The sequence below is a fragment of the Streptomyces jeddahensis genome, from assembly GCF_001642995.1.
In the GTDB taxonomy this organism is placed as follows: domain Bacteria; phylum Actinomycetota; class Actinomycetes; order Streptomycetales; family Streptomycetaceae; genus Streptomyces; species Streptomyces jeddahensis.
Genome location: NZ_LOHS01000196.1, coordinates 42982 through 68927, shown reverse-complemented (window position 1 = coordinate 68927; position 25946 = coordinate 42982). Strand labels below are relative to the sequence as shown.

Here is a 25946-nt window from a genome sequence, read left to right as displayed (position 1 = left end):
CTGGTCAGCTGACTGCCGCTGCCCGTCGGCCACCCAGGCCGGGGGCCGTATGCTCGGCTCATGACCGAGAGCACCGCGCTTGACCCCGAGGACCGCAAGATCGTCACCCTGGCCCGTTCCGCACGGGCCCGCAACGGTGTGCCCGAGGGGGCGGCTGTGCGTGACGAGACGGGGCGTACGTATGTCGCTGGGACCGTTGCGCTCGAGTCGCTGCGGCTCAGTGCGCTGCAGACGGCGGTCGCCATGGCCGTTGCCTCGGGTGCGAAGTCTCTGGAGGCCGCGGCCGTGGTCACCGAGGCGGAGGCCGCCTCGGACGCGGACCTTGCCGCGGTACGGGACCTTGGTGGGGCCGGGACGCCGGTGTTGGTGGCCGGACCTGATGGGACGGTCCGGGCCACCGTCAGCGCGGGCTGAGCCACCCGGGGCCGCGGGAGCTACAGCGCGTCCGGGCCCCGTTCCCCCGTTCGTACGCGGATCACCGTGTCCACCGGTACCGCCCAGACCTTGCCGTCGCCGATCTTGCCTGTGTGCGCGGCTCGGACGACCGCGTCCATGACCGCCTCGGCGTCGGCGTCCTCGACGACCACCTCGATGCGGACCTTGGGGACGAGGTCGACCTGGTACTCGGCGCCCCGGTAGACCTCGGTGTGGCCGCGCTGGCGGCCGTAGCCGCTGGCCTCCGTGACGGTCAGGCCGTGGACGCCGAGTTCCTGGAGCGCGGTCTTCACCTCGTCGAGGCGGTACGGCTTGACGATCGCGGTGATGAGCTTCATGCGGAGGGGCTCCTGTCAGTCCTTCGAAACGGGCGCCGGTGCGTGGGATGAGAGGGCCGCGGTCTGCGGGGCAGCGTGGCCCAGAACGCCGTGATCGTAGGCGCTCTCCGCGTGCACTGTCTGGTCCAGTCCCGTGAGTTCGTCCTCCGCGGAGGCGCGGAAGCCCATCAGCTTGTCGATGGCCTTGCCGATCCCGTACGTCACGAGGAACGTGTACGCCGCCACGACCACCACGGCCACGGCCTGCCTGCCGAGCTGCCCGAAGCCGCCGCCGTAGAAGAGGCCCTCCTTGCCGCCCGTCATCGAGGCCGTCGCGAACAGGCCGATGAGCAGCGTGCCGACGACTCCGCCGACGAAGTGCACGCCGACGACGTCCAGCGAGTCGTCGTAGTCGAAGCGGAACTTCCAGGCGACGGCGTACGAGCAGACGACGCCCGCCGCGAGGCCGACCACCGCGCCGCCGAGGATGCCGACCGTGCCGCACGCGGGCGTGATGGCCACGAGGCCGGCGACCGCGCCCGAGGCCGCGCCGAAGGTGGTCGGGTGGCCGTCGCGGAGCTGCTCGACGAGGAGCCAGCCGAGCAGGCCCGTGCAGCCGGCGACCACGGTGTTGAGGAGTGAGGCCGCGGCAAGACCGTTGGCGCCGAGCGCCGAGCCGCTGTTGAAGCCGAGCCAGCCGAACCAGAGCAGGCCCGCGCCGAGGATCACCATCGGCAGGTTGTGGGGGCGCATCGCGTCCTTCTTGAAGCCGATGCGGGGGCCGAGCACCAGGGCCAGTGCCAGGCCCGAAGCCCCGCAGGCGATCTCGACGACGAGCCCACCCGCGAAGTCCAGGGCGCCGAGGGAGTTCGCGATCCAGCCGTCCGGTCCCCACACCCAGTGCGCGACGGGAACGTATACAAGAAGCGTCCACACCGGTACGAAGACCAGCCAGGCCGCGAACCTCGTGCGATCTGCGATCGCGCCGCTGATCAGTGCCGCGGTGAGGATCGCGAAGGTGAGCTGGAAGGTGGTGAAGAGGAGGGTCGGGACGGTGCCGGTCACGCTGTCGGGGCCGATGCCCGCCATGCCGAGGTGGTCGAGGCCGCCGATGATCCCGGCGAACGCGTCGTCGCCGAAGGCGAGGGAGTAGCCCGCGACCAGCCAGACGACCGTGACCAGCGCGATCGACACGAAGCTCATCATCAGCATGTTGAGGACGCTCTTCGTGCGGACCATGCCGCCGTAGAAGAGGGCCAGGCCGGGTGTCATGAGCAGGACCAGTGCGGTGGAGGCGAGCAGCCAGGCCGTGTCGCCTGAGTCGATGCGCGCGGCGGCCAGGGTCTCGGGAGGCAAGAGGGTCTCTCCTCGGGTGCGGTGGGGGACGTCGGCGACGGAGAGCCTCACCGGCGCAGGTTTCACAACAGGTACCTTCGCGTTTCCGGCATGTTTCGTGTTGCGTGGGGGTTTCCGGAATCTCACCGCGAGACGGCGGTTGTGCATCGCCGCGCAGGGGCTGCGTACGGCTGTGTACGGCGGGGCCGGATGATCAGGGAGAATGGGCGCCATGAGCGTTCGCCCCCCTGCATCCCAGGCACCCGAGGCATCCGAGCCGTCCGAGGCCGTCCACCGGTCCGGCTTCGCATGCTTTGTCGGCCGGCCCAACGCCGGCAAGTCCACGCTGACGAATGCTCTGGTCGGCCAGAAGGTGGCGATCACCTCGAACCGTCCGCAGACGACGCGGCACACGGTACGGGGCATCGTGCACCGCCCGGACGCCCAGCTGGTGCTCGTCGACACCCCTGGCCTGCACAAGCCGCGCACGCTGCTCGGCGAGCGTCTCAACGACGTCGTACGCACCACGTGGGCCGAGGTCGACGTGATCGGCTTCTGTCTCCCGGCGAACGAGAAGATCGGCCCCGGCGACCGCTTCATCGCCAAGGAACTTGCAGGGATCAAGAAGACCCCCAAGGTCGCGGTCGTGACCAAGACCGACCTGGTCGACTCCAAGGCCCTCGCCGAACAGCTCATCGCGATCGACCAGCTCGGCAAGGAGCTCGGCTTCGAATGGGCCGAGATCGTCCCGGTGTCGGCGGTTGGCGACAAGCAGGTGCAGCTGCTGGCCGACCTGCTCGTCCCGCTCCTGCCCGAGGGTCCGACGCTCTACCCGGAGGGCGATCTGACCGACGAGCCCGAGCAGGTCATGGTGGCCGAGCTGATCCGCGAGGCCGCGCTCGAGGGCGTACGGGACGAGCTGCCGCACTCCATCGCGGTCGTCGTCGAGGAGATGCTGCCGCGCGAGGACCGGCCCGCGGACAAGCCGCTCCTCGACATCCACGCCAACCTGTTCATCGAGCGCCCCAGCCAGAAGGGCATCGTCATCGGCCCCAAGGGCAAGCGCCTGAAGGAGGTCGGCATCAAGTCCCGCAAGCAGATCGAGGCCCTGCTGGGTACGCCCGTCTTCCTCGATCTGCATGTGAAGGTCGCGAAGGACTGGCAGCGGGATCCGAAGCAGTTGCGGCGGCTCGGGTTCTGAGGAAGGGCTGCCGAGCGAGGGCTACGCCCCTTCCTTCAGCACCCTCCTGATCAGTTCCCGCTGGGCCTCCGTCAGGTGCGGGTCCGCGCAGTGGACCGTGCGGCCGTCGACCGTGATCGCGTAGCTGAAACCGTCCGGCACCCCGGCCGGTGGCGCGCCCCGGCCGGCGGCCAGGGCCCGCTCGGCCAGGGAGCGCCACTCCTCGGCGTCGGCCCGCCCGGTGACGTCCACCTCGGCGTGCCGCTCGATCCCGGCGAATCCGCCCGTGCGCGTGACGTGGATACGCATGGTTCCTGTCTAGTACGGCGACGGGTCAGGCAGTAGGGGTCGCAGTCGTGGCCACGCCGACCCGCTCCCACGCCTTGAGCACGGCCTGCCGCTCCTCGCCCTCGCCGTACCGGCTCACCGCCGCCGCGACCGTCAGCCGCGCGAAGTCGGTGAACTGCGCCTGCGAGTCCAGTTCGCCGCCGGTCAGCACGTCGTACCAGATCTGTCCCGCCCGCTCCCACGCATGGCCGCCGAGCTCGCCGGCGACCTGGTAGAAGGCGTGGTTGGGGATGCCGGAATTGATGTGGACACCGCCGTTGTCGCGGCCGGTGCGGACGTAGTCGTCCATCGTCGCGGGCTGCGGGTCCTTGCCGAGCACATCGTCGTCGTAGGCCGTGCCGGGCGCCTTCATGGAGCGCAGCGCCTTGCCGGTGACGCGGGGCGCCAGCAGGCCCGCGCCGATCAGCCAGTCGGCCTCGGTGGCGGTCTGGCCGAGCGTGTACTGCTTGATCAGCGAGCCGAAGACGTCCGAGAAGTGCTCGTTCAGCGCGCCCGGCTGCCCGAAGTACGTCAGGTTCGCGGTGTACTGCGTGACGCCGTGCGCCAGCTCGTGGCCGATGACGTCGACGGGGATGGTGAAGTCGAGGAAGATCTCGCCGTCACCGTCGCCGAAGACCATCTGCTCGCCGTTCCAGAACGCGTTGCCGTAATCCTCGTCGTAATGGACCGTCGCGTTCAGCGGCAGGCCCTCGCCGTCGATGGAGTCGCGTCCGTACGCCTTCAGGAAGAGGTCGAAGGTCGCGCCGAGACCGGCGTACGCGCGGTTGACCGTCGCGTCGTTGCCCGGCTCGTCGCCCTCGCCGCGGACCTTGCGGCCCGGCAGGTCGGTGCCGTGCCCGGCGTCGTAGATCGTGCGGTGCGGCTGTTCCGCGGCGGCTTCCCCGGGCGGGGCCGGCGAGGGCGCGCCGATCACCGTGGTCATACGGCGGCGCGTGCGCTCGAAGGCGTCCCGCTCCAGGGTGCGGCGTGCGGGACCGGCGAGCGCGGAGTCCTGGTGCTGGGCGAGGGTGTCCAGGATGTGGGGCGGGACGATGGTGCAGAAGACGGGCTCGAAGCCTGCTCGGCAGGGACTCGTGGCGTTGGGGGTCATGGTGTGCAATGTGGCACTGGGTCATTCAGCTGTCACCAACTGCAACCATGATTGCTGAAATGGAGTGACAGATCATCTCTTGCCCGTAACCGGACGGCGATCCCGCATACTGATACAGGCCCCCGCGGACAGCGCTGTCTCGGCTAGGCTGCGGAGCATCATGCGTTTCGGGCTGCTTCTCCTTAGCTGCCGCGGCGAGGGCCTGTAGTCGTAGGCCGACCCCCTCCCCGCGGAGTTCGGTGTTGCGCTTCGACCCGTCGGCCGTCCCCCGCGGACCCATGAGGAGCCCCACGCATCATGACAGCACCTGCTGATCGCCCCACGCCCATCACCAATGGGACGCATTTCCAGCGGCCGACCGCGATGCCGATCCACAAGTACGGCCAGTACGACGCCGTGGACATCCCGGACCGCACCTGGCCGAACAAGCGCATCACCAAGGCGCCGCGCTGGCTGTCGACGGACCTGCGCGACGGCAACCAGGCCCTGATCGACCCGATGTCGCCCGAGCGCAAGCGCCGGATGTTCGACCAGCTGGTCAAGATGGGCTACAAGGAGATCGAGGTCGGCTTCCCGGCCTCCGGCCAGACAGACTTCGACTTCGTGCGCTCGATCATCGAGGAAGAGGGCGCGATCCCGGACGACGTCACGATCTCCGTACTGACGCAGGCCCGCGAGGACCTGATCGAGCGGACCGTCGAGTCGCTGAAGGGCGCCAAGCGCGCCACCGTCCACCTCTACAACGCCACCGCCCCGGTCTTCCGCCGGGTCGTCTTCCGCGGCTCCAAGGACGACATCAAGCAGATCGCCGTCGACGGCACGCGGCTGGTCATGGAGTACGCCGAGAAGCTGCTGGACCCGGAGACGGTCTTCGGCTACCAGTACAGCCCGGAGATCTTCACCGACACCGAGCTGGACTTCGCGCTGGAGGTCTGCGAGGCGGTCATGGACGTCTGGCAGCCCGGTCCGGGCCGCGAGATCATCCTCAACCTGCCCGCCACGGTGGAGCGTTCGACGCCGTCCACGCACGCGGACCGCTTCGAGTGGATGGGCCGCAACCTGTCCCGCCGCGAGTACGTCTGCCTGTCGGTCCACCCGCACAACGACCGCGGTACCGCCGTCGCCGCCGCCGAGCTGGCGGTGATGGCCGGCGCTGACCGCGTCGAGGGCTGCCTGTTCGGGCAGGGCGAGCGCACCGGCAACGTCGACCTGGTCACCCTGGGCATGAACCTGTTCTCGCAGGGCGTCGACCCGCAGATCGACTTCTCCGACATCGACGAGATCCGTCGCACGTGGGAGTACTGCAACCAGATGGAGGTCCACCCGCGCCACCCGTACGTGGGCGACCTGGTCTACACGTCCTTCTCCGGCTCCCACCAGGACGCCATCAAGAAGGGCTTCGACGCGATGGAGGCCGACGCGAAGGCCAAGGGCGTCACCGTCGACGACATCGAGTGGGCCGTCCCGTACCTGCCGATCGACCCGAAGGACGTCGGCCGCTCCTACGAGGCCGTGATCCGCGTCAACTCGCAGTCCGGCAAGGGCGGCATCGCGTACGTCCTGAAGAACGACCACAAGCTGGACCTGCCGCGCCGGATGCAGATCGAGTTCTCGAAGATCATCCAGGCGAAGACCGACGCCGAGGGCGGCGAGGTCACCGGCAGCGACATCTGGGCGGTCTTCCAGGACGAGTACCTGCCCAACCCGGACAACCCGTGGGGCCGTATCCAGGTCAAGAACGGTCAGTCCACGACGGACAAGGACGGCGTCGACACCCTCACCGTCGAGGCCGAGGTGGACGGTGTCGAGACGACCCTGGTCGGCACCGGCAACGGCCCGATCTCCGCGTTCTTCCACGCGCTGGCCGGCATCGGCGTCGACGCCCGCCTGCTCGACTACCAGGAGCACACGATGAGCGAGGGCGCCTCCGCGCAGGCCGCCTCGTACATCGAGGTCGCCATCGACGACAAGGTGCTGTGGGGCATCGGCATCGACGCGAATACGACACGCGCGTCGCTGAAGGCCGTCGTCTCCGCCGTCAACCGCGCGGCGCGGTAACCCCGTTCACCTGGGATTGCCCGGCCCCGTCCGCCCCCGAGGCGGGCGGGGCCGCGTCGCGTCTTGGCCATGTCGGCGCCAGGTGGCTCCTACGTACTGACGCCGCCTCGTCGATGTGGCTAACATCACGCCAACGCGACGATGATGCCGCGTGGTTACGGAGGTGCGACGACGTGCTGCCAGGACGGGGACGAAACAGCCGTAGTACTGCCATTGCGCGCATTCTCGGCATTCGCACCGTGTGGACCACCGTCGGCGACGGCGAGTTCTTCTGCCCCGGCTGCGGGGGCGACCGCAACTACCAGCGCAGGACCGGGCGTCGCCGGTTCCTTCTGTTCGGTGTCCCGCTGGCGGCGCGGAGTGCCGTCGGACCCGTCGTCGAGTGCAGCGCGTGCGGCCACCGCTTCGGCACGGACGTGCTCGACCACCCGACGACCACCCGCCTCGCCGCGATGCTCCGCGACGCCGTCCACACCGTGGCCCTCGCCGTCCTCGCGTCGGGCGGTTCGCCCTCGCGTGCCGCGCTGGAGACCGCCGTCGCCGCCGTGCGCTGCGCCGGATCCGACGACTGCACCGAGGAACAGCTCGCCGCGCTCATCGAGGCACTGGCCGCCGACACCGGCCGGCTGCTGCCCGAGCAGTGCGGTTCGAGTCTCGCCGGTCTCGCCATAGAGCTCCACGAAGCCCTCGATCCGCTGGCGCCCCACCTCGTCCCCGCGGGCCGCGAGTCGATCCTGCTGCAGGCGGCGCGCATCGCCCTCGCCGACGGCCCGTACACGCCCGCGGAGCGGGACGTCCTCACCACGGTGGGGCGGGCGCTGACGCTCCCCGAGGACGATGTGACGCGGCTCCTTGCGACGGCGCGGGCGCCGTTCTGACGCGGGGCCCTGCGGGGCTTCTTCCCCAATCCCGCCCCTTCCCGAACTGGGGGCTCCGCCCCCAGACCCCCGTGATCGCCCTTCGGGCTCGTCCTCAAGCGCCGGACGGGCTGAAAAATCAGCCCCTCTGGGGGCACCTCCCAGCGGTAGCTGGGGGAGTTTGAGGAGCGGGGGCCCGGGGGCAGCGGGGCGGGCTTGGGGAAGAAAAACCCCCTACAACAACCCCGCCCCGGCCAGAAACTTCCCCACCCGCTCAACCTCCCCCGCGGACAGCGGAACCTGCGGCTCGGCGGTAGCCGGACAGTCGATCACCCCCCGCAGATGCAGCGCCGCCTTGAACGCCCCCAACGCCGACGAACTCCCCCCCATCCGCCCCGCGTCCCCAACCGCCACCATCCCGAACAGCCCACACAACCGCTCCTGCTCGGCCCGCGCCCGCTCCCAGTCCCCCTCCCGGCAGTACCGATAAAGCCGCACATACCCCTCGGGATCGACGTTCCCCAGCCCCGGCACGACGCCATCCGCCCCCATCGCCAGCGCCGAGTCCACGACCAGCTCAGAGCCGGTGAGGACGCTGAACCCGGAGATGCCGCCGCGCGCACGCGCCCCCATCACCACCTGCCGGAACCCGCCCTCGTCGCCACTGGAGTCCTTCAGCCCGGCCAGCACACCCTCCGCGGCCAGCCCGAGCACCAGCTCGGCGGCCAGCTTCGAGTGCACGGACACCGGCAGGTCGTACGCGAGGACCGGCACCGGCGACCCGGCGGCGATCAGCCGGAAGTGGCGGGCGATCTCGGCGGGATGGGTGCGCGTGTAGAAGGGCGCGGTGGCGACGACGGCGTCCGCGCCCGCCTCGGTGACGTACCGGACGTGGTCCAGGACCCGCGGCGTCGTCATGTCGATGACTCCGGCGAGCACGGGCAGCTGACCGCCGACGTGCCCGACGACCGTCTCGACGACGGTCCGGCGCTGCCGGTCGGTCAGATACGCCACCTCGGACGACGAGCCGAGGACGAACAGGCCGTCCACGCCGCCACGCACCAGATGGTCGACGAGCCTGATGAGGGAGGCGGTGTCCACCTCGCGGTCCGGTGTCAGGGGGGTGCAGACGGGCGGGACGACACCGGTCAGCGGGGCGGTAAAGGTCATCAAGGCTCCCTGGCGTTCATCTGTGGGGGAATGTCCGGCGGGACATCCGTCGCGATACGGACATCCGCTGTACCGAGGGTCGCAGCCTGGGCGACCAGCTCGCGCGTCGACTGGCCGTCCGCCACCGGATGGTGGCAGCGGAATCGGTGACCGGGCGTCGCCGCGTCCGCGAAGTCCGGCATGACCGCCGCACACGCGTGGTCGGCCTTCCAGCACCGCGTACGGAACGGGCAGCCGCTCGGCGGGCGGGTCGCCGACGGGACGGGCCCGGCCAGCGGGATCGGGTCGATCGGATCCAGAAGGCCCGGGGTCGCAGAGAAGAGAGCGCGCGTGTACGGATGCCTGGCCCGGTCCGTGACCTCCCCGGCCGGTGACTCCTCGACGATCCGCCCCAGATACATCGTGATCACGCGGTCGCTCATCCGCCGGACCGTCTGGATGTCGTGCGACACGAACACCAGCGCAAGGCCCAGCCGTTCCTTCAGGTCCAGCAGGAGGTTGAGGATCTGGGCCCGTACCGACACGTCCAGGGCGCTGGTCGGCTCGTCCGCGACGACCAGGTCCGGTTCGAGCGCGAGCGCCCGGGCGATGGCGACGCGCTGCCGCTGCCCGCCGGAGAGCTGCCCGGGCAGCCCGTCGGCGAGGACGCGCGGCAGGCCGACCAGCGCCATCAGCTCCCGTACCCGCTCCTCCCGCTGGGCGGGTGTTCCGCGCCGGTGGACGTCCAGCGGGTCGCGGAGGATCTGCCGCACCGTCAGCCGCCGGTTCAGTGCCGTCGAGGGGTCCTGGAAGATCATGCCGGTGCGGCTGCCGATCGTCGCCCTGCGCTCGGCGGGCTTCATGGCCCACAGGTCGCGGCCGCGGAAGGACACCGTGCCGGCGGTCGGCCGCTGCACGCCCACCAGGACCTTGGCGAGCGTCGACTTGCCGCACCCGGACTCGCCTACGACGCCGAGGGTTTCGCCGGGTTCCAGGCTCAGGTCCGCGCCGGTCAGCGCGTACACCCGGTCGCGGGAGAACAGACCGCCCGTACGCGCCTTGTGCACGACATGGACGTCGGAGAGGGAGATCAGACTGACACGGCCGCCCGGGTTCACGGCCTCCTTCGCGCTCACTTGACGGCCTCCTCGTTCCCTCGGGGCCCGGCCAGGTCCACCCCGACCGCGGGATGGTGGCAGGCGACCGCGTGCCGCCGACCGCCGCCCACCGGATCCCGCGGGCTCGCCGCATCCCGCGAGCCACCCGCCCCGTGCAAGCCCACCAGCTCCGGTGCCGCCTCCCGGCACACCTCGCTCGCCATCGGGCACCGGTCGGCGAACCGGCAGCCCGCCGGGAAGTCCGCGGGCGACGGCACGACGCCCCTGATCTGCGTCATCCGCTCCGCGGCCGACTCCAGCGACAGCACCGAACCCAGCAGCCCGCGCGTGTAGTGGTGCGCCGGGGCCTCGACGAGGTCGGCGGTCACGCCGGTCTCGACGATCTGCCCGCCGTACATCACCACCACCCGGTCCGTGACGTCCGCGACCAGCGCCAGATCGTGCGAGACGAGGATCAGCGCGAACCCCAGCTCCGCGCGCAGCCGCAGCAGCAGCTCGATGACCTGCGCCTGCACGGTCACGTCCAGCGCGGTCGTCGGCTCGTCCGCGACGATCAGCTTCGGGCTGCGCGACAGGGCCATCGCGATCAGTACGCGCTGACGCTGGCCGCCGGACAGCTCGTGCGGATAGCTGCGCAGGGTCCGCTCGGGGTCGAGGCCCACCATCTCCAGCAGTTCGGTAGCCGGACGCTTCCCACCCCGCCGTACGACCTGCTTCAGTTGCGCGCGGATCGTCATCGCCGGGTTCAGCGACGACAACGCGTCCTGGTAGATCATCGCCATGTCATGCCCGAGAAGGCGGCGCCGCGTGCGCATCGGCATGCCGATCAGCTGCCTGCCGTCGAAGGTGACGCTGCCGCGGATGCGGGCGCCCTTCGGCTCGAGGCCCATCACCGTCAGCGCGGTCAGCGACTTGCCGCAGCCGGACTCGCCGACCAGGCCGAGGACTTCACCGGGGCGTACGTCGAAGCTGATCCCGTCGACGATGTCGACACCGTCGTGACGTGCGTCGAAACCGATCGCGAGCCGCGAGACCTCCAGCACGGGCGGCCCCTGCGGCAGCGGCCGCGCACGCTCCCGCAGCCGTGCCGCCGCCTCGGTGAGGCCGGGCAGCTCCAGCACGGTCCCGGTCCCGGGCTCGGCCGCCTCCAGGCGGTCCTCGGTACGCGCCTTCTCCGCCGGTACGTCGCGCGCGGCGGGCGCGGCCCACGCGTCCGAGACCCCCTCCGAGAGGATGTTCAGCGACAGGACGGTGACCAGCATCAGCAGCCCGGGGAAGACCGTGGCCCACCAGCCGCCGGTCAGCACCATGTTCTTGCCGTCGGCGATGACGCTGCCCCACGACGGGTCCGGCGGCCGTACGCCCGCGCCGATGAAGGACAGCGACGCCTCGAAGACGATCGCCTCCGCCACCTGCACCGTGCAGAACACCAGCACCGGAGCGGCGCAGTTGATCGCCACGTGTTTGAGGACGATGTGCGGGGTCCGCGCTCCGATCACGCGTTCAGCGGTGACGTAGTCCTCGCCGTACTGGTCCATCACATTGGCCCGTACGACCCGTGCCACCGGCGGCGTGTAGAGGAACGCGATCGCGCAGATGAGGACCGGGATGCCACCGCCGAACACGGCCACGAGCACGGCCGCCAGCGCGATCCCCGGGAAGGCCATGACCACGTCGAGGCAGCGCATCAGCGTCTCGTCGACCGCCTTGCGCGAGGTGGCCGCGATCGCGCCGAGCAGCGCGCCCACGACGAGGGCGAGACCGGTGGCCCCGAGCCCGATGGCCAGCGACCAGCGTGCCCCGTACATGAGCCGGCTGAGGATGTCGCGGCCCAGGCTGTCCTGCCCCATCCAGTGCTCGCCCGACGGGGCGCCCTCGCCGTGGCCGCGGTCGATCAGCGGGGCTTGGTCGAGCGGGTCGTGCGGGGCGATGAGCGGCGCGAGCAGCGCCATCAGGACGACGACGCCGATGACCACGACGGCGATCCGTGAGACGACGGGCAGCCGGCGGAACCCGCGCAGCCGGATGCCGGGCCGGGAGAGCCGCTCGGCCAGCCGCCTCCTCGAAAGGCTCGCAAGCGGACCGGGCATCAGACGGCACTCCCCAGACGCGGAAGCCAACACGGGCAGAGGACGGAGGTCGGCATCACGCGGCACCCCTCAGACGCGGATTGACCAGCAGATAGAGGATGTCGATGACGAGGTTCACGATCACGAACCCGAAGGCGGTCGTCAGCACGACCCCCTGTACGACGGCCGGATCGCCGTTCTTCACGGCGTCGATCATCAGCTTCCCCATCCCCGGCAGCGAGAAGATCGTCTCGATGACGACCGCGCCGCCGAGCAGGTAGCCGACCCGCAGGCCGAGCACGGTCAGCGGGTTGATCAGCGCGTTGCGCAGCACGTTCCGCCCGACCACGACGACCGGCGGCAGTCCGCTGCCGATCGCCGTGCGCACGTAGTCCTTGTCCAGCTCCTCCACCACCGCCGTGCGCACGATGCGGGTGAGCTGGGCGGCGACCGGCAGCGACAGCGCGAACGCGGGCAGCGTCATCGTGTTCAGCCAACCGCTGAACGAGTCCGCCGGGTTGATGTATCCGCCGGTCGGGAACCAGCCCCGGTCGACGGCCAGGTACTGGATCATCAGCAGCGCCAGCCAGAAGCCGGGCGCCGCGACGCCGGTCAGCGACACGACGCGGATCAGCTGGTCGGGCAGCCGGTCCCGGTAGATCGCGGCGGTGACGCCGCCGATCAGGGCGAGCACCACCGCGATCCCGAGCCCCATGAACGTCAGCTGCATGGTGAGCGGCAGCGCGGTGGTGACCTGGTCGACGACCGGTGCCCTGGTCAGCACGCTGATGCCCATGTCGCCGCGGAGCAGGTCGCCGACGAAGTCGACGTAGCGCACGGGCAGCGGATCGAGCAGCCCGTTCCGCTCGCGGAAGTCGTGCAGCTGCTGCTCGGTCGGGTTCGCGCCCTGGAAGTACGCGGATGCCGGATCGCTGTCCGAGAACCGCATCACGAGGAAGACGAACAGCACGATCCCGAGCATCAGGGGAACGAGCAGGGCGACACGGCGGACGAGGATCCTGGCGATCGCGACCACGGTCTTCGAGCCTCCGTGCGGTCAGCCGGCGGCCGGCTTGGCCTGCAGCACGTTGATCCCGGGATACGGCTGGGGCCTGATACCGGTGATCTTCTTCGGATCCCAGGCCGTCATCAGCTCGTTGTGGACGACCGGGTAGATCACGGCGTTCTCGGCGACGACGTCGATGTACTCCTGCGTCATCTGCTTCTTCTTCTCGGCGTCCGGCTCCCGCGTGGCCTGGTCCATCATCTTGAACAGGGCCTTGGCCTCGGAGCTGTCCTCCCAGCGGGCGTACCGCATCCAGGTGTTGCCGGGCCCGTAGTTGTAATGCATGATCAGGTCCGCGTCGAGCCCGAACTGATTGGGGTTGGACGCCGCCGCGACGACCTGGAAGTCCTGCTTCTGGTCGAGCTTCGTGAACAACGCCGCCGTCTCCTGCGGCTCCAGCGTCGTCTGCACCCCGATCGCGTCCCACGAGGCCTTGATCGTCGGCAGACAGTCCACGATCCAGCTGACATTGACCGCCATCAGGTTCACCTTCAGCCCGCTCACCCCCGCGTCCGCCAGCAGCTGCTTGGCCTTGTCCGGGTCGTACGCGTAGACCGTCTTCGCCTTGCGGTACGTCGGGTTGCCCTCGTTGAGGTACGAGGTCGCCGGCTTGCCGTGCCCCCGCAGCGCGGCCGAGATCATCTTCTCCGTGTCGATCGCGTAGTGCAGCGCCTGCCGCACCCGCACGTCGTCGAACGGCTTGTGGGCGGTGTTGAACAGCAGGAACAGATGGTTCATCCCGGCGCCGCCCTCGACCGTCAGCCCGTCCTTCGTCAGCTGGTCGATGTTGGCGTACGGGATGTTGTCGGAGATCTGCGCGCCCGCGCTCCCGCCGGAGATCTTGGCGACGCGGGGCGCGGCGTCCACGATCGACAGCCAGTTCATCTTCTTGAAGGTGGCCTTGCGCGGCCCGTTGTAGCCGTCGTATGCCTCGAACGTGGTGTTGGACTTCGGGTGGTGCGCGGTCTGCCGGTACGGTCCCGAGCCCACCGCCTTGCCCTTGGCGGCCTCGTCCAGCGCACCCGGCTGTTCGTACACGTGCTTCGGCATGATCTTGGCGAGCGTCAGCCGGGGCGCGCCCTCCGGGAACGGGAACTTCAGCACCAGCTCGACCGACTGGTCGTCGACCTTCCTGACCTCCTTCAGCCAGGAGCCGAAGAAGTTCTTGGCGAGCGTCTGCGTGTCCGGGTCCAGGACCCGGCCGAAGGTGAAGACGACGTCGTCGGCCGTGACCGGCTTGCCGTCGTGCCACTTCGCGCCGTCGCGCAGCGTGAATTGCCACGTGGTCGCGGACAGGTCCGCGGGGATCGCCGTGGCCAGCGCGGGATACGGCTCCCGAGTGATCGGGTCGGTGTCGAGGAGACCCTCGTAGATGTGGTGGTTCGCGGCCATGCTGAACGCCGACGCCGTCATCAGCGGATCCCAGCTCTGGTCGTTGCCGTAGCCGATGACGGCGGTGAGCGTCTCGAGACCGCCCTTGCCGTTGCCGTCGTCGGTCTCGTTGGTGGACTCCGGCCCCGCCGAACAGGCCGACAGCGTCGAGGTGACGGCGGCGGCCGCGCCCAGCGCGCCGGTGTACTTCAGGAACGACCGGCGGTGCAGTGCCGGTACGGGGGTCACGTCGCGCACGGTTCCTCCTGGGAGGAGTGGTCTGGGGGAGGGGGTACTGGGGTCGGAGTGAGCGTCGGCGTGGGGGGAATGGGGTTCGGAGTGGGGGAGATACGACGTCCTACGTCATGCCCAGCAGCGTGACGATAAGAGGGGGTCGGGGACCGGTCAAGGGACCGCGCACGACTGGCACTTCCTCCAGAGGTGCGACCAATGGCACCTTGAAACAAGGCCAGTTGGAGTCTTTTCTTCAGGCGGAGGGCAGAGGTTTCCGGCAGAGATGGGACGTCGGACGTCCACGCGCGTACGATGTGCCGCATGTCCGAGCAGCCCTCGGGGCCGAGGAACTCCGGCCTGCGGTCCGCCCGTGAGCGACGCGTGAGCGGACAGATCCAGCGCGAGGTCATGCAGTTGATCCTCGACCGCAAGCTCCAGCCAGGAGCCCCGCTGCCGACCGAGACCGAGCTCATGGAGGACCTCGGCGTCAGCCGCAACTCCGTCCGCGAGGCCCTCAAGGCGCTCCAGGCCTTGGACATCGTCGACATCCGGCACGGCTACGGCACGTACGTCGGCCAGGCCTCGCTGACCCCCCTCGTCGACGGCCTCACCTTCCGCGCGCTCTCCCAGCTCGACGACGACACCCGCGCCCTGGGCGAGATCCTGCAGGTCAGAGAGGTGCTGGAGGAGGGTCTCATACGCAGGGTCGCGGCCTCGCTGACGGACGCGGAACTCGACCGGCTGGAAGCGATCGTCGTCCGCATGGAGGAGACGGGCGGTACGGGCAGTCCCTTCCCGGAACTCGACCGCGAGTTCCACGAGGTGCTCTACCAGTCGCTCGGCAACACGCTCGTACCCCAGCTCCTCGGCGCCTTCTGGAACGTCTTCCGCCGCGTCTCCGCGGCCCGCGGCTGGACCGACGACCCGACCCCGGACCTCACCGTCCGCCGTCACCGCGACATCCTGACGGCCCTACGCGCCCGCGACGTCGAGCGCGCCCAGCGTGCGATGGCGGACCACTTCAGGGGGATCGAGGCGCGGGCGGGGCGGGGTGCCCGGGGGGTCGGCTGACGCGCCTCGGCCCCGTCAGATGCGGGGCGCGCCCATGGCGGCGCTTCCTCGCACTACTGCCGGGCCTCCACGTACTCGTCGGTGACGAATGAGTTGGCGGCGATGGTGACGGCCCGTTCATGCGGGCTGTCTGCAACAGCCCCGGAACTACCGTCGGCGCAAACTCACAGATTTTCGTGGCCAAAGCTTCCAGTTCTGCTACCGGCGCGAAGTAATCCGCATAGCGCCGGTCATTGATGAGCTTCCTGCACATCCGCTCGAAAAAACCGCCGGTTTGCAGGACGTCGTCGATCCGTCGGGCGACGTCCAACTGCGGCTTGCGAATTGCCTGTTCGAATTGGCCGATGTATGCACCGGATACGAAGACCCGCGCACCCAGCTCCACCTGGGTGAATCCCGTGTCTTCGCGGCGTCGTTTCAGTTCTGCTCCGAAGAACTCCCAAGCCGCTTGCCGTGAACCGTTGGCCATCGCCAACCCCCTTGGTACGCACCGCACTTGCAGAGAACCGGCTCCTTTCGAGTGTAGGGGTGGAACGGCACCGTGGAGATGTGAAGCATGAAATGTCGGAGGGAAAGGGAACCGGTGAAGGCGGAAGATGGGACACGACACTCGGCGCGGTGTGTCGAGGAGGCGGAGGAGACGGTGACGGAATTGCGCATGGCGCTCGCGCGGGCGGGAATTGCATTGCCTTCCCTGCGGATCGACCCGGTGACCGTGGCGCGCGATGCCCCATGCCCGCTGATCGAATCGGGCCGATGTTCCGTCGGCGTCGCCGCTCGCCTGGCGGCGGCGCTCAGGGCTTGTGCGCCGCGTGCGGCCCGTACGCCGGATGCGGCCGCCGCCGCGAACGGAGGCGCCGCGCGATGAAGCCCCCCATCGGTTCGTACGCCGTCGACACCCGTACCGGCAAGGTGGGCCGGGTGGTGGGCCACGAGGGGTCGTACGTTCAGCTCAGACCGCTCGGCGGCGGCCGGGAGTGGGACTGCGAACCGGGAGCCGTACGGGCCGCGACCGCGGCGGAACGATTGCGCGCGGCCACCGCGTACGCGAACGCGCGCAGCCGCGGAGAGGTGCCGTGACGCAGCGCTTCGGCGAGGTTCGGTGACCCGCCACGGCACCTGCGGCCGTGGGAGAGAATGGCTCCATGAGTCTGTTCCGGGACGACGGCATCGTGCTGCGGACCCAGAAGCTCGGTGAGGCCGACCGCATCATCACGCTTCTGACCCGCGGGCACGGCCGTGTGCGTGCCGTCGCCCGCGGAGTGCGCCGGACGAAGTCGAAGTTCGGGGCGCGGCTCGAGCCCTTCTCCCATGTGGACGTGCAGTTCTTCGCGCGCGGCAGCGAGCTGGTCGGCCGCGGGCTGCCGCTCTGTACGCAGAGCGAGACGATCGCTCCCTACGGTGGCGGGATCGTCACCGACTACGCCCGCTACACGGCCGGTACGGCCATGCTGGAGACGGCGGAACGGTTCACCGATCATGAGGGCGAGCCGGCGGTGCAGCAGTACCTGCTGCTCGTCGGAGCCCTGCGCACCCTCGCCCGCGGCGAGCACGCACCTAATCTCGTCCTGGACGCGTTCCTGCTGCGGTCGCTGGCCGTGAACGGCTACGCGCCGAGCTTCAGCGACTGCGCACAATGCGGGATGCCCGGCCCGAACCGGTTCTTCTCGGTCGCTGCGGGCGGTTCCGTATGCGCCGACTGCCGCGCGCCCGGCAGCGTCGTACCCTCGCCGGAGGCACTGACCCTCCTCGGCGCGCTGCTGACGGGCGACTGGGAGACCGCGGACGCGTGCGAGCCCCGGCACGTACGGGAGGGCAGCGGCCTGGTGTCGGCGTATCTGCACTGGCACCTGGAGCGCGGACTGCGCTCCCTGCGGTACGTAGAGAAGTGACAACCCACCCGGCGAGCCCCAGCAGAACCGGCAAGCCTGGCAAGCAGAAAGTCGAGAGCAGGAAGACGTGAGCCTCATGGCACGACGCGGGATGCTCGGACGCCCCCGCCGCGAGTACAAGGCCCCCGAGCCGCACCCCTCCGGGGCGCGTCCGCCGAAGCTGCCCGGTGAGCTGGTCCCGAACCACGTGGCGATCGTCATGGACGGGAACGGCCGGTGGGCGAAGGAGCGCGGGCTGCCGCGGACCGAGGGCCACAAGGTCGGCGAGGGCGTCGTGATGGACGTGCTCAAGGGCTGCCTGGAGATGGGCGTGAAGAACCTCTCCCTGTACGCCTTCTCGACGGAGAACTGGAAGCGGTCGCCGGACGAGGTGCGCTTCCTGATGAACTTCAACCGGGACGTCATCCGGCGCCGGCGCGACGAGATGGACGAGCTCGGGATCCGTATCCGCTGGGTGGGCCGTATGCCCAAGCTGTGGAAGTCCGTCGTGCAGGAGCTCCAGGTCGCGCAGGAGCAGACGAAGGGCAACGACGCGATGACGCTGTACTTCTGCGTGAACTACGGCGGACGGGCCGAGCTCGCGGACGCCGCGCAGAAGCTGGCGGCCGACGTCGCGGCCGGGAAGCTCGACCCAGCAAAGATCACCGAGAAGACGATCCAGAAGTACCTCTACTACCCGGACATGCCGGATGTGGATCTCTTCCTCCGCCCGAGCGGCGAGCAGCGCACGTCCAACTACCTGATCTGGCAGTCCAGTTACGCCGAGATGGTCTTCCAGGACGTCCTGTGGCCGGACTTCGACCGGCGCGACCTGTGGCGGGCCTGTCTGGAGTACGCGTCGCGCGACCGCCGCTTCGGCGGGGCGATCCCGAACGAGGAGCTGCTCGCGATGGAGGGCAAGCAGGCGTAGCCCGTCGGGCTCTCGGTTTCGCGGGGCGTAACGGGACGTTAGGGTTCCGCCCATGGTTCACCAGGGGCGGGACATCATCCAGGGCGCGGACGCCGTCGAGCTGGCCTACCGGCCGACGCGCAGGGACATACGCACGGGCATCGGGGTGCGGGAGCGCATCCGGCGCCTCGTGGTGCTGCGGTGGGCCTTCGTGCTGATGTTCCTGGCGTTGGCCGTTCGGCACGTAATGACCATGGACGTGGTGAACAGCGCGTCCGCCGCGTTCTCCTTCGCCCTGGCGGTCATGCTTCCGGTGCTGATCTGGTCCCTCCCGCACCTCCAGGCCTACCACGTACTGCGGCTCGTCTCCTGGCACGGCGAATACCGCACGACGGTGACCGACGCCGGGATAGCCGCCGAGACCGAGCACTCGAGCCTGGTGCAGCGGTGGTCGATGTTCCGCGGCTACCGCGAGACGCGCGACCACCTGGTACTGCTCAGCCGCGACCCGAACATCCTCGTCCTGGAGGTGCTGCCCAAGCGCGGACTGCGCTCCCCGGAGGACGTGGAACGGCTGCGGGCCCACCTCGACCGGCATCTGAGCCGGGTCTGAGGAGGGCCCGAAACCACGGGGCGCGGGGGCTCAGTCCTCGTCGGACCGCGCCGCGCACTCCGCGCACGTGCCGAAGATCTCCACCGTATGGGCGACGTTCACATAGCCGTGCTCGGACGCGATGGCCTCGGCCCACTTCTCGACGGCCGGGCCCTCCACCTCGACGGCCCTGCCGCAGGCGCGGCAGACCAGGTGGTGGTGGTGCTCGCCGGAGGAGCAGCGGCGGTAGACGGACTCGCCGTCGCTCGTGCGCAGCACGTCCACCTCGCCGGCGTCGGCGAGGGACTGCAGGGTGCGGTAGACCGTGGTTAGCCCGACTGAGTCGCCCCGGTGCTTGAGCATGTCGTGGAGCTCCTGCGCGCTGCGGAACTCGTCCACCTCGTCCAGAGCGGCTGCCACGGCCGCTCGCTGCCGGGTGGATCGGCCCCGTACTGGTCCAGCGGTCGTCACCGTTGCCTCCTCACATCAGCTGCCGGGCCATTGTGCCAGGTGGCCGCGGCACGGTGGGACGCTCGCCTTCGGCGAGGGCCCGGTCCGATGCCTGCGGGCACTCACCTCGGCGCCGGGGCGCGGCCCGGCGGCACCTTCTCCGAAGCCGCCTGCGGAGCCACGCCTGCCCCTGCTCCGGCCCCGGTCCCGGATTCCGGAAGCTGGCAGCCCGTCGCTCCCGCCTCGGCCCCGGCAGCGGCCGCGGCGGCCCGTGCCCTGCGCCGGGCGAGCGGCGTGGCCAGCGCGGTCAGGGCGATGAACACGGCGATGGTCAGCAGCACGATGGTCGCGCCGGGCGGTACGTCCTGGTAGTACGACGTGACCGTGCCGCCGAGCGTGACGCCGACGCCGATCGTCACCGCGATGCCGAAGGTCGCGGCGAAGCTCCGGCTGAGCTGCTGGGCGGCCGCCACGGGCACCACCATCAGCGCGCTGACCAGGAGCAGGCCCACGACCCGCATGGCGACGGTCACCGTGACCGCCGCCGTGATGGCGGTGAGCAGGTTCAGGGCGCGCACCGGCAGCCCGGTCACGCGCGCGAACTCCTCGTCCTGGCTGACCGCGAACAGCTGCCGCCTCAGGCCCAGCGTGACGAGCACGACGAAGGCAGCGAGCACGCAGATGGCCAGCACGTCCTGCTCCGACACCGTCGACAGCGAACCGAACAGGTACGAGCTGAGGTTCGCGTTGGAGCCGCCCGGCGCGAGGTTGATCAGCATCACACCGCCCGCCATACCGCCGTAGAAAAGCATGGCCAGGGCGATGTCGCCGCGCGTCCTGCCGTACCAGCGGATCAGCTCCATGATCACCGAGCCGAGCACGGCGACCGCCGTCGCCATCCACACCGGGGACGTCGACAGCAGGAAGCCGAGGCCGACGCCGGTCATCGCGACGTGGCCGATGCCGTCGCCCATCAGGGCCTGGCGGCGCTGGACGAGGTAGATGCCCACGGCGGGCGCGGTGATGCCGACGAGGACGGCGGCGAGCAGGGCCCGCTGCATGAAGGCGTAGTTCAGGATCTCCATCGCCGGTCCTAACTCAGCAGGCCGGTACGGACCGGCCCTACGTCGGCGGTGTGCGGGTGGACGTGGTCGTGGCCGGGCAGCGCGTGCTGGCCGACGGCGGCCGGGGGCGGCCCGTCGTGGACGACGCAGCCGTCGCGGAGCACCACGGCCCGGTCGATGAGCGGCTCCAGCGGCCCGAGCTCGTGCAGGACGAGCAGGACGGAGGCGCCGGCTGCGACCTGCTCGCGCAGGGTCGTCGCGAGCACCTCCTGGCTGGCCAGGTCGACACCGGCCATCGGCTCGTCCATGATCAGCAGTTCCGGATCGGAGGCGAGAGCCCGCGCGATCAGTACGCGCTGGTGCTGGCCGCCGGAGAGCGCGTTGACGGAGTCCTTGGCGCGGTCCGCCATGCCGACGTGCTCCAGGGCCCGGTGCACGGCCTCCCGGTCGGCCTTGCGCAGCACCCCGAAGCGGGCGCGTGAGAGGCGCCCGGAGGAGACCACCTCGGTCACGGTGGCGGGCACGCCGCCCGCGGCCGTGGTGCGCTGCGGCACGTAGCCGACGCGCGCCCAGTCGCGGAAGCGGCGGCGCGGGGTGCCGAAGAGCTCGATCTCACCACCGGTGACGGGCACCTGGCCGATGACCGTCCGGACCGCCGTCGACTTGCCGGAGCCGTTGGCGCCGAGCAGGGCGACGACCTCACCGCGGTGCACGGTGAGGTCGATGCCCCGCAGCACGGGGCGCGCGCCGAGCTCCGCCGTCACTGCCCGCAGGGATATGACGGGGTCGGCGGGGTTGTCGGCCCGGGTGGCCTTCATGGCTTGCGCCTTTCCGTGCTGCTCCGGCGGTGCGGAGGGGTTGTCCGCGTCACTTGGCTCCGAGTGCCTTCTGCAGTGCCTGGAGGTTGGACTCCATCACCCCGAAGTAGTCGTCGCCCTTGGACTTCTCGGTGATGCCCTCGACCGGGTCGAGCACATCGGTCTTCAGATTCGCGTCGTTCGCGAGCGTCTTCGCCGTCTTGTCGCTGACCAGTGTCTCGTAGAAGACGGTGGTGACCCCGTCGGCCTTGGCCATCTCCTGGAGCTCCTTGACGCGCGCCGCGCTGGGCTCGGTCTCCGGGTCGAGACCGGTGATGGCCTCCTCGATGAGGCCGTAGCGCTCGGCGAGGTAGCCGAAGGCGGCGTGGGTGGTGATGAAGACCTTGGAGTCGGTGTTCGCCAGACCGTCCTTGAACTGCGTGTTCAGGTCGTCGAGCTTCTTGACCAACGCGGCGGTGTTCTTCTCGTATTCCGCGGCGTTGTCCGGGTCGGCCTTCTCGAAGGCCTTACCGACGCCCTCGGCGACCTCGGCGTACTTCACGGGGTCGAGCCAGATGTGCGGGTCCTTGCCGCCCTCGGCCTCGTGGTCGTGGCCCTCCTCCTCGGAGTGCCCTTCCTCGGCGTGCTCGTCGTGCTCCTCGGCGTGGCCGCCGACCTCCTCGCCGTGCTCCTCGAGGCTGGTCAGCGTGGCGGCGTCGATCTTGGTCTTGACCTCGGACTGCTGCACCGCGTCGTCGACGGCGGGCTGGAGGCCCTTGAGGTAGAGGACGGCGTCGGCCTCCTGGAGCTGCGCGGTCTGCTTGGCGCTGATCTCCAGGTCGTGGGGCTCCTGGCCGGGCTCGGTGAGGGTGGTGACGTTCACGTGGTCCCCGCCGATCTCCTCGGCGAGGAACTCCATGGGGTAGAACGACGCCACGACGTCGAGCTTCCCGCTGCTGTCGCCGTCCGCGGCGTTGGAGGTGGAGCAGGCCGAGAGCGCACCGAGGCCGAGTGCGGTGACGGCGGCGACAGCGATGCCGGTGCGTATTCGGGAACCGGGTCGGGAGGGGGCCAGGTTGCGGCGTACGTTCATGACACTCATTTTCAACAAATCTGGAAACGATTGTCAATAAATGCCTGGTGAACCTCCATGCGGGAACCGATTTGATCCGGGGGGTGCGAGCGCCGGTAACCTGAAGCATTCGCTCCTGAAGTGATGCTCAGAGCCCTTGCTCCGGGCAAGCGCTTCGTCGTCGTCGTAATGAAGAGAGCACCGTGGCCGCCGACAAGATCGACACCATCGTCAGCCTCAGCAAGCGCCGTGGCTTCGTGTACCCCTGCAGTGAGATCTACGGCGGTCAGCGTGCCGCCTGGGACTACGGGCCGCTGGGCGTCGAGCTGAAGGAGAACATCAAGCGCCAGTGGTGGCGCTACATGGTCACCTCGCGCGAGGACGTCGTCGGTATCGACTCGTCTGTGATCCTGGCGAGCGAGGTCTGGCAGGCCTCCGGGCACGTCGCCACGTTCACCGACCCGCTCACCGAGTGCACCTCCTGTCACAAGCGGTTCCGCGCGGACCACCTGGAGGAGGCGTACGAGGCCAAGCACGGCAGGATGCCCGAGAACGGCCTCGCGGACATCAACTGCCCGTTCTGCGGTAACAAGGGCCAGTTCACCGAGCCCAAGCAGTTCTCGGGTCTGCTGTCCACGCACCTCGGCCCGACGCAGGACAGCGGCTCCATCGCCTACCTGCGCCCCGAGACCGCACAGGGCATCTTCACCAACTTCGCGGCCGTCCAGCAGACCTCGCGCCGCAAGCCGCCGTTCGGCATCGCCCAGATGGGCAAGTCGTTCCGCAACGAGATCACGCCGGGCAACTTCATCTTCCGCACCCGCGAGTTCGAGCAGATGGAGATGGAGTTCTTCGTCAAGCCGGGCGAGGACGAGAAGTGGCACGAGTACTGGATGGAGCAGCGCTGGAACTGGTACACCGGCCTGGGTCTCCGCGAGGAGAACATGCGGTGGTACGAGCACCCGAAGGAGAAGCTCTCCCACTACTCCAAGCGCACCGCTGACATCGAGTACCGCTTCCAGTTCGGCGGCAGCGAGTGGGGCGAGCTCGAGGGCGTCGCCAACCGCACCGACTACGACCTGTCCGCGCACTCGAAGGCCTCCGGCCAGGACCTGTCGTACTTCGACCAGGAGGCCGGCGAGCGCTACACGCCGTACGTCATCGAGCCCGCGGCCGGTGTCGGCCGCACCATGCTCGCCTTCATGCTGGACGCCTACACCGAGGACGAGGCGCCCAACGCCAAGGGCAAGATGGAGAAGCGCACGGTCATGCGCTTCGACCACCGCATCGCCCCGGTGAAGGTCGCGGTGCTTCCGCTGTCGCGGAACCCCGAGCTGTCCCCGAAGGCGAAGGGGCTGGCGCAGACGCTGCGCCAGCACTGGAACATCGAGTTCGACGACGCCGGTGCCATCGGGCGCCGTTACCGGCGGCAGGACGAGATCGGTACGCCGTTCTGTGTGACCGTCGACTTCGACACGCTCGACGACAATGCGGTGACGGTGCGTGAGCGTGACTCGATGAAGCAGGAGCGGGTTTCTCTCGACCAGATCGAGGGGTATCTGGCGGCTCGGCTCATCGGTTGCTGACCGCTGCACGGTGCTTGTAACGGTGCCGGGTCCCTTTGAGGGGCCCGGCACCGTCGTGTTCCCGGTCATTCAATACCGGAAGTACTCCTGCTGGTCTTGTGGTTCGTGCACACTGGGCGCGACCGTAGCCGGGGCCGGGAGGCACGATGGTGGCGATAACCACGAGCAAGGTCAGCAGATGGGACCAGCACGGGCGTGAGCACACCGTCCGTGTGCGGCGGGCGGGCGTCCAGCGTTCGCTGGTCTGCGACACCTGCGGCTGGAGCAAGGGCGCGCAGTTCCTGCCCTGGCTCAAGGCGCAGGAGCATCTCGCGGAGGAGCACCAGGCGACCGTGGACCCCTCGGAGAGGGACTCCTGACCGCCCTCACCCGATCGTGCGCGGCAGCCGCAGACTCAGTCCCGTCGTCAAGGCCACGCCAGCCAGCTGCACCAGCAGCGTCACCACCAACGCATCCCGCATGCCCATGGCCGGCACCAGCGAGACGAAGAGCGTGCCGAGCGTCGCGACGCCCAGGGCCAGGGCCGACTGCTGGGTGGTGATCATGACGCCGCTGCCCACGCCCGCGCGCGCCGCCGGGACCTCGGAGAGGATGATCCGGAAGAGGACCGGAAGCTGCAGCGCCTGCCCCATGCCCGCCACCGCCGCGCCCGGCAGGAGCTCCACGAAGCCCAGGTGCGGCCAGCTCCGCCAGGCCGCGAGCACGATCAGCGCGATGCCGACCGCCTGGATCAGCCCGCCCGCGGTCACCACCCGTGTCCCGTACCGGGCGACGAGCCGCGGTCCCGCCAGCGATGTCAGGAAGAAGACGAGCGCCATCGGGGTGAGCGCGAGTCCTGCCGCCACCGGCCCGACCCGCGCACCCTCCTGCAGCGACACCGCGATCACGAACATGAAGCCGCTGAACCCGATCGAGAACGGGACGATCATCACCAGGCCTCGCCGCAGCGACACCAGCCCGAACAGGCTCGGCGGCACCAGCGGCGTACGCCCCTTGCGCTCCGCGCCGCGCTCCACCCGGTAGAAGGCGAAGGCCGCGAACGGGAACACGGCCAGCGCCACCCAGGTCCACAGCGGCCACCCGGCCGCGCGCCCCTCGGTCAGCGGCGCGAGCAGCGTCAGCAGGGAGACGGCGAGCAGGGCGGTGCCCGGTCCGTCGATCGGTTCCGGGCGCTCGGAGCGGGTCTCGGGCACGGCGCGTGCGGCGAGCGAAAGTCCCGCCAGTACGACCGGTACGTTCACGAGGAAGACGGAGCGCCAGCCCGTACCGGCGATGTCGGCCGAGACCAGGACGCCGCCGAGGATCTGCCCGGCGATCATGGACAGGCCCGCGGTGGCGCCGTACAGGCTCATCGCCCGTGCGCGCCGCTGCCCGGACGTCGCCGCCTGGATCGTGGCCAGCACCTGCGGCAGCATCAGCGCGGCCGAGGCACCCTGTGCCGCCCGCGCGAGCACGAGCGTCCAGGCGTCCGGCGCGAGACCGCACGCCAGCGAGGTGAGCCCGAAGGCGGCCATGCCACCGATGAAGAGCCTGCGCCGGCCGAACATGTCGCCGAGCCGGCCGCCGAGGACGAGCAGCACGGCGTACGAGACGCCGTATGCGGCGACGACCAGCTCCAGGACCGACTCGCTCGCGGCCAGGTCGTGGCCGATCGTCGGCAGGGCGACGTTGACGATGAAGAAGTCGATGAGGGGGAGTGCCGCGCCGAGCAGCACGGTGAAGAGCCCCAGGCCGCCGAGCCCGGGTGGGGCGGCGGTCGGGGTGCGGACTGCGCTTGCCAGGGTTGTGGTTCCGGATTCGCTCACGTACGCCAGACTGGTCCGGAACTCAGACTGGTACCAGAGTCTCTTTATCCTGGTAGAAGGAGTACCTGGAAACAGGCTTGGCGGTTCGGCAGGCTGGAGGC

General features: G+C 69.8%; 25 protein-coding genes and 1 pseudogene. 11 read left to right on the top strand and 15 right to left on the bottom strand.

The window, feature by feature from the left end:
• Window positions 1-60: 60 nt before the first annotated feature.
• On the top strand, window positions 61-414 hold the full coding sequence (locus STSP_RS35110; protein ID WP_067285143.1) for a cytidine deaminase: 354 nt from the start codon (window positions 61-63) through the stop codon (window positions 412-414).
• 20 nt (window positions 415-434) lie between these two features.
• Here the strand turns inward: STSP_RS35110 and STSP_RS35105 are convergent, their stop codons facing one another.
• On the bottom strand, window positions 435-773 hold the full coding sequence (locus STSP_RS35105; protein ID WP_067285141.1) for a P-II family nitrogen regulator: 339 nt from the start codon (window positions 771-773) through the stop codon (window positions 435-437).
• 15 nt (window positions 774-788) lie between these two features.
• A complete protein-coding gene (locus STSP_RS35100; RefSeq protein WP_067285140.1) occupies window positions 789-2108 on the bottom strand; it encodes an ammonium transporter in 1320 nt (439 codons plus the stop codon).
• A gap of 202 nt (window positions 2109-2310) precedes the next feature.
• Between STSP_RS35100 and era the strand changes: the two genes are divergently transcribed.
• Entirely contained in the window at window positions 2311-3288 is a 978-nt protein-coding gene (era, locus tag STSP_RS35095) for a GTPase Era (protein WP_067285138.1), read from the top strand.
• A gap of 21 nt (window positions 3289-3309) precedes the next feature.
• Here the strand turns inward: era and STSP_RS35090 are convergent, their stop codons facing one another.
• Together STSP_RS35090 and STSP_RS35085 are read right to left on the bottom strand one after the other, a co-directional pair.
• Window positions 3310-3576 carry a protealysin inhibitor emfourin gene (locus STSP_RS35090; RefSeq protein WP_067285136.1) on the bottom strand — a complete coding sequence of 89 codons (267 nt, stop codon included), beginning with the start codon at window positions 3574-3576 and terminating at the stop codon, window positions 3310-3312.
• A gap of 25 nt (window positions 3577-3601) precedes the next feature.
• Window positions 3602-4705 (bottom strand): M4 family metallopeptidase, encoded by a 1104-nt coding sequence (locus STSP_RS35085; RefSeq protein WP_067285134.1) that lies wholly within the window; start codon window positions 4703-4705, stop codon window positions 3602-3604.
• Between the two features lie 297 nt (window positions 4706-5002).
• Between STSP_RS35085 and leuA the strand changes: the two genes are divergently transcribed.
• Window positions 5003-6763, top strand: coding sequence for a 2-isopropylmalate synthase (gene leuA, locus STSP_RS35080; RefSeq protein WP_078067759.1), 1761 nt, complete (start codon window positions 5003-5005; stop codon window positions 6761-6763).
• A 173-nt stretch (window positions 6764-6936) separates the two neighbouring features.
• Window positions 6937-7641 carry a TerB family tellurite resistance protein gene (locus STSP_RS35075; protein ID WP_067285131.1) on the top strand — a complete coding sequence of 235 codons (705 nt, stop codon included), beginning with the start codon at window positions 6937-6939 and terminating at the stop codon, window positions 7639-7641.
• 213 nt (window positions 7642-7854) lie between these two features.
• Here STSP_RS35075 and STSP_RS35070 read toward each other — a convergent pair whose 3' ends face one another.
• Genes STSP_RS35070 through STSP_RS35050 form a run of 5 tightly spaced genes read right to left on the bottom strand, consistent with a single transcriptional unit; the run spans window position 7855 to window position 14651 of the window.
• Window positions 7855-8790 carry a dihydrodipicolinate synthase family protein gene (locus STSP_RS35070; protein WP_067285130.1) on the bottom strand — a complete coding sequence of 312 codons (936 nt, stop codon included), beginning with the start codon at window positions 8788-8790 and terminating at the stop codon, window positions 7855-7857.
• The gene (locus STSP_RS35065; protein WP_332835408.1) at window positions 8790-9905 is read right to left on the bottom strand and encodes an oligopeptide/dipeptide ABC transporter ATP-binding protein; all 1116 of its coding nucleotides are present in this window, start codon (window positions 9903-9905) and stop codon (window positions 8790-8792) included. Before STSP_RS35065 ends, STSP_RS35070 begins: the two co-directional genes overlap by 1 nt.
• Window positions 9902-11977 carry a dipeptide/oligopeptide/nickel ABC transporter permease/ATP-binding protein gene (locus STSP_RS35060; protein WP_067285128.1) on the bottom strand — a complete coding sequence of 692 codons (2076 nt, stop codon included), beginning with the start codon at window positions 11975-11977 and terminating at the stop codon, window positions 9902-9904. Before STSP_RS35060 ends, STSP_RS35065 begins: the two co-directional genes overlap by 4 nt.
• A 55-nt stretch (window positions 11978-12032) precedes the next feature.
• Window positions 12033-12992: an ABC transporter permease gene (locus STSP_RS35055; protein WP_067285126.1), complete on the bottom strand. Its 960-nt coding sequence runs from the start codon at window positions 12990-12992 to the stop codon at window positions 12033-12035.
• A gap of 21 nt (window positions 12993-13013) precedes the next feature.
• Window positions 13014-14651, bottom strand: coding sequence for an ABC transporter substrate-binding protein (locus tag STSP_RS35050; protein ID WP_067285124.1), 1638 nt, complete (start codon window positions 14649-14651; stop codon window positions 13014-13016).
• A gap of 384 nt (window positions 14652-15035) precedes the next feature.
• Between STSP_RS35050 and STSP_RS35045 the strand changes: the two genes are divergently transcribed.
• On the top strand, window positions 15036-15698 hold the full coding sequence (locus STSP_RS35045; RefSeq protein WP_408646402.1) for a FadR/GntR family transcriptional regulator: 663 nt from the start codon (window positions 15036-15038) through the stop codon (window positions 15696-15698).
• 65 nt (window positions 15699-15763) lie between these two features.
• Here the strand turns inward: STSP_RS35045 and STSP_RS37965 are convergent.
• Window positions 15764-16167 (bottom strand): annotated as a pseudogene (locus STSP_RS37965) (Scr1 family TA system antitoxin-like transcriptional regulator); the annotation flags it as partial.
• A 395-nt stretch (window positions 16168-16562) separates the two neighbouring features.
• On the opposite strand from STSP_RS37965, the gene STSP_RS35040 reads away from it, so the two are divergent.
• The 4 genes from STSP_RS35040 to STSP_RS35025 all read left to right on the top strand — a co-directional run bounded on the left by STSP_RS35040 (window position 16563) and on the right by STSP_RS35025 (window position 19092).
• Complete coding sequence (locus STSP_RS35040; RefSeq protein WP_067285121.1) at window positions 16563-16778, top strand: hypothetical protein; 216 nt, start codon at window positions 16563-16565, stop codon at window positions 16776-16778.
• 65 nt (window positions 16779-16843) lie between these two features.
• Window positions 16844-17590: a DNA repair protein RecO gene (gene recO / locus STSP_RS35035; protein WP_067285119.1), complete on the top strand. Its 747-nt coding sequence runs from the start codon at window positions 16844-16846 to the stop codon at window positions 17588-17590.
• Window positions 17591-17666: 76 nt separating this feature from the next.
• Window positions 17667-18500 carry an isoprenyl transferase gene (locus STSP_RS35030; protein WP_067285117.1) on the top strand — a complete coding sequence of 278 codons (834 nt, stop codon included), beginning with the start codon at window positions 17667-17669 and terminating at the stop codon, window positions 18498-18500.
• 52 nt (window positions 18501-18552) lie between these two features.
• A complete protein-coding gene (locus STSP_RS35025) occupies window positions 18553-19092 on the top strand; it encodes a YcxB family protein (protein ID WP_067285115.1) in 540 nt (179 codons plus the stop codon).
• A gap of 30 nt (window positions 19093-19122) precedes the next feature.
• On the opposite strand, the gene STSP_RS35020 is transcribed toward STSP_RS35025, so the two are convergent.
• The 4 genes from STSP_RS35020 to STSP_RS35005 all read right to left on the bottom strand — a co-directional run bounded on the left by STSP_RS35020 (window position 19123) and on the right by STSP_RS35005 (window position 22475).
• Window positions 19123-19542 carry a Fur family transcriptional regulator gene (locus tag STSP_RS35020; RefSeq protein ID WP_067285113.1) on the bottom strand — a complete coding sequence of 140 codons (420 nt, stop codon included), beginning with the start codon at window positions 19540-19542 and terminating at the stop codon, window positions 19123-19125.
• Between the two features lie 101 nt (window positions 19543-19643).
• Window positions 19644-20606 (bottom strand): metal ABC transporter permease, encoded by a 963-nt coding sequence (locus STSP_RS35015; protein ID WP_067285111.1) that lies wholly within the window; start codon window positions 20604-20606, stop codon window positions 19644-19646.
• 8 nt (window positions 20607-20614) lie between these two features.
• The gene (locus STSP_RS35010; RefSeq protein ID WP_067285109.1) at window positions 20615-21403 is read right to left on the bottom strand and encodes a metal ABC transporter ATP-binding protein; all 789 of its coding nucleotides are present in this window, start codon (window positions 21401-21403) and stop codon (window positions 20615-20617) included.
• A 49-nt stretch (window positions 21404-21452) separates the two neighbouring features.
• Window positions 21453-22475 carry a metal ABC transporter substrate-binding protein gene (locus STSP_RS35005; protein ID WP_067285107.1) on the bottom strand — a complete coding sequence of 341 codons (1023 nt, stop codon included), beginning with the start codon at window positions 22473-22475 and terminating at the stop codon, window positions 21453-21455.
• Between the two features lie 182 nt (window positions 22476-22657).
• On the opposite strand from STSP_RS35005, the gene STSP_RS35000 reads away from it, so the two are divergent.
• Both STSP_RS35000 and STSP_RS34995 read left to right on the top strand, forming a co-directional pair.
• On the top strand, window positions 22658-24040 hold the full coding sequence (locus STSP_RS35000) for a glycine--tRNA ligase (RefSeq protein WP_067285105.1): 1383 nt from the start codon (window positions 22658-22660) through the stop codon (window positions 24038-24040).
• 146 nt (window positions 24041-24186) lie between these two features.
• The gene (locus tag STSP_RS34995; RefSeq protein WP_067285103.1) at window positions 24187-24399 is read left to right on the top strand and encodes a hypothetical protein; all 213 of its coding nucleotides are present in this window, start codon (window positions 24187-24189) and stop codon (window positions 24397-24399) included.
• Between the two features lie 6 nt (window positions 24400-24405).
• Here STSP_RS34995 and STSP_RS34990 read toward each other — a convergent pair whose 3' ends face one another.
• Window positions 24406-25845 (bottom strand): MFS transporter, encoded by a 1440-nt coding sequence (locus STSP_RS34990; protein WP_067285101.1) that lies wholly within the window; start codon window positions 25843-25845, stop codon window positions 24406-24408.
• Window positions 25846-25946 lie beyond the last annotated feature (101 nt).

Excerpts from the sequence above, each read along its gene's own strand:
- STSP_RS35005 (WP_067285107.1), bottom strand. The coding sequence starts at position 22,475 with ATGAACGTACGCCGCAACCTGGCCCCCTCCCGACCCGGTTCCCGAATA.
- STSP_RS35015 (WP_067285111.1), bottom strand. The coding sequence starts at position 20,606 with ATGGAGATCCTGAACTACGCCTTCATGCAGCGGGCCCTGCTCGCCGCC.
- STSP_RS35070 (WP_067285130.1), bottom strand. The coding sequence starts at position 8,790 with ATGACCTTTACCGCCCCGCTGACCGGTGTCGTCCCGCCCGTCTGCACC.
- STSP_RS35025 (WP_067285115.1), top strand. The coding sequence starts at position 18,553 with ATGGTTCACCAGGGGCGGGACATCATCCAGGGCGCGGACGCCGTCGAG.
- STSP_RS35045 (WP_408646402.1), top strand. The coding sequence starts at position 15,036 with ATGCAGTTGATCCTCGACCGCAAGCTCCAGCCAGGAGCCCCGCTGCCG.
- STSP_RS35030 (WP_067285117.1), top strand. The coding sequence starts at position 17,667 with ATGGCACGACGCGGGATGCTCGGACGCCCCCGCCGCGAGTACAAGGCC.
- recO (WP_067285119.1), top strand. The coding sequence starts at position 16,844 with ATGAGTCTGTTCCGGGACGACGGCATCGTGCTGCGGACCCAGAAGCTC.
- STSP_RS35060 (WP_067285128.1), bottom strand. The coding sequence starts at position 11,977 with ATGCCCGGTCCGCTTGCGAGCCTTTCGAGGAGGCGGCTGGCCGAGCGG.
- leuA (WP_078067759.1), top strand. The coding sequence starts at position 5,003 with ATGACAGCACCTGCTGATCGCCCCACGCCCATCACCAATGGGACGCAT.
- STSP_RS35085 (WP_067285134.1), bottom strand. The coding sequence starts at position 4,705 with ATGACCCCCAACGCCACGAGTCCCTGCCGAGCAGGCTTCGAGCCCGTC.
- STSP_RS35090 (WP_067285136.1), bottom strand. The coding sequence starts at position 3,576 with ATGCGTATCCACGTCACGCGCACGGGCGGATTCGCCGGGATCGAGCGG.
- STSP_RS35105 (WP_067285141.1), bottom strand. The coding sequence starts at position 773 with ATGAAGCTCATCACCGCGATCGTCAAGCCGTACCGCCTCGACGAGGTG.
- STSP_RS34995 (WP_067285103.1), top strand. The coding sequence starts at position 24,187 with ATGGTGGCGATAACCACGAGCAAGGTCAGCAGATGGGACCAGCACGGG.
- STSP_RS35010 (WP_067285109.1), bottom strand. The coding sequence starts at position 21,403 with ATGAAGGCCACCCGGGCCGACAACCCCGCCGACCCCGTCATATCCCTG.
- era (WP_067285138.1), top strand. The coding sequence starts at position 2,311 with ATGGGCGCCATGAGCGTTCGCCCCCCTGCATCCCAGGCACCCGAGGCA.
- STSP_RS35110 (WP_067285143.1), top strand. The coding sequence starts at position 61 with ATGACCGAGAGCACCGCGCTTGACCCCGAGGACCGCAAGATCGTCACC.
- STSP_RS35040 (WP_067285121.1), top strand. The coding sequence starts at position 16,563 with ATGAAGCCCCCCATCGGTTCGTACGCCGTCGACACCCGTACCGGCAAG.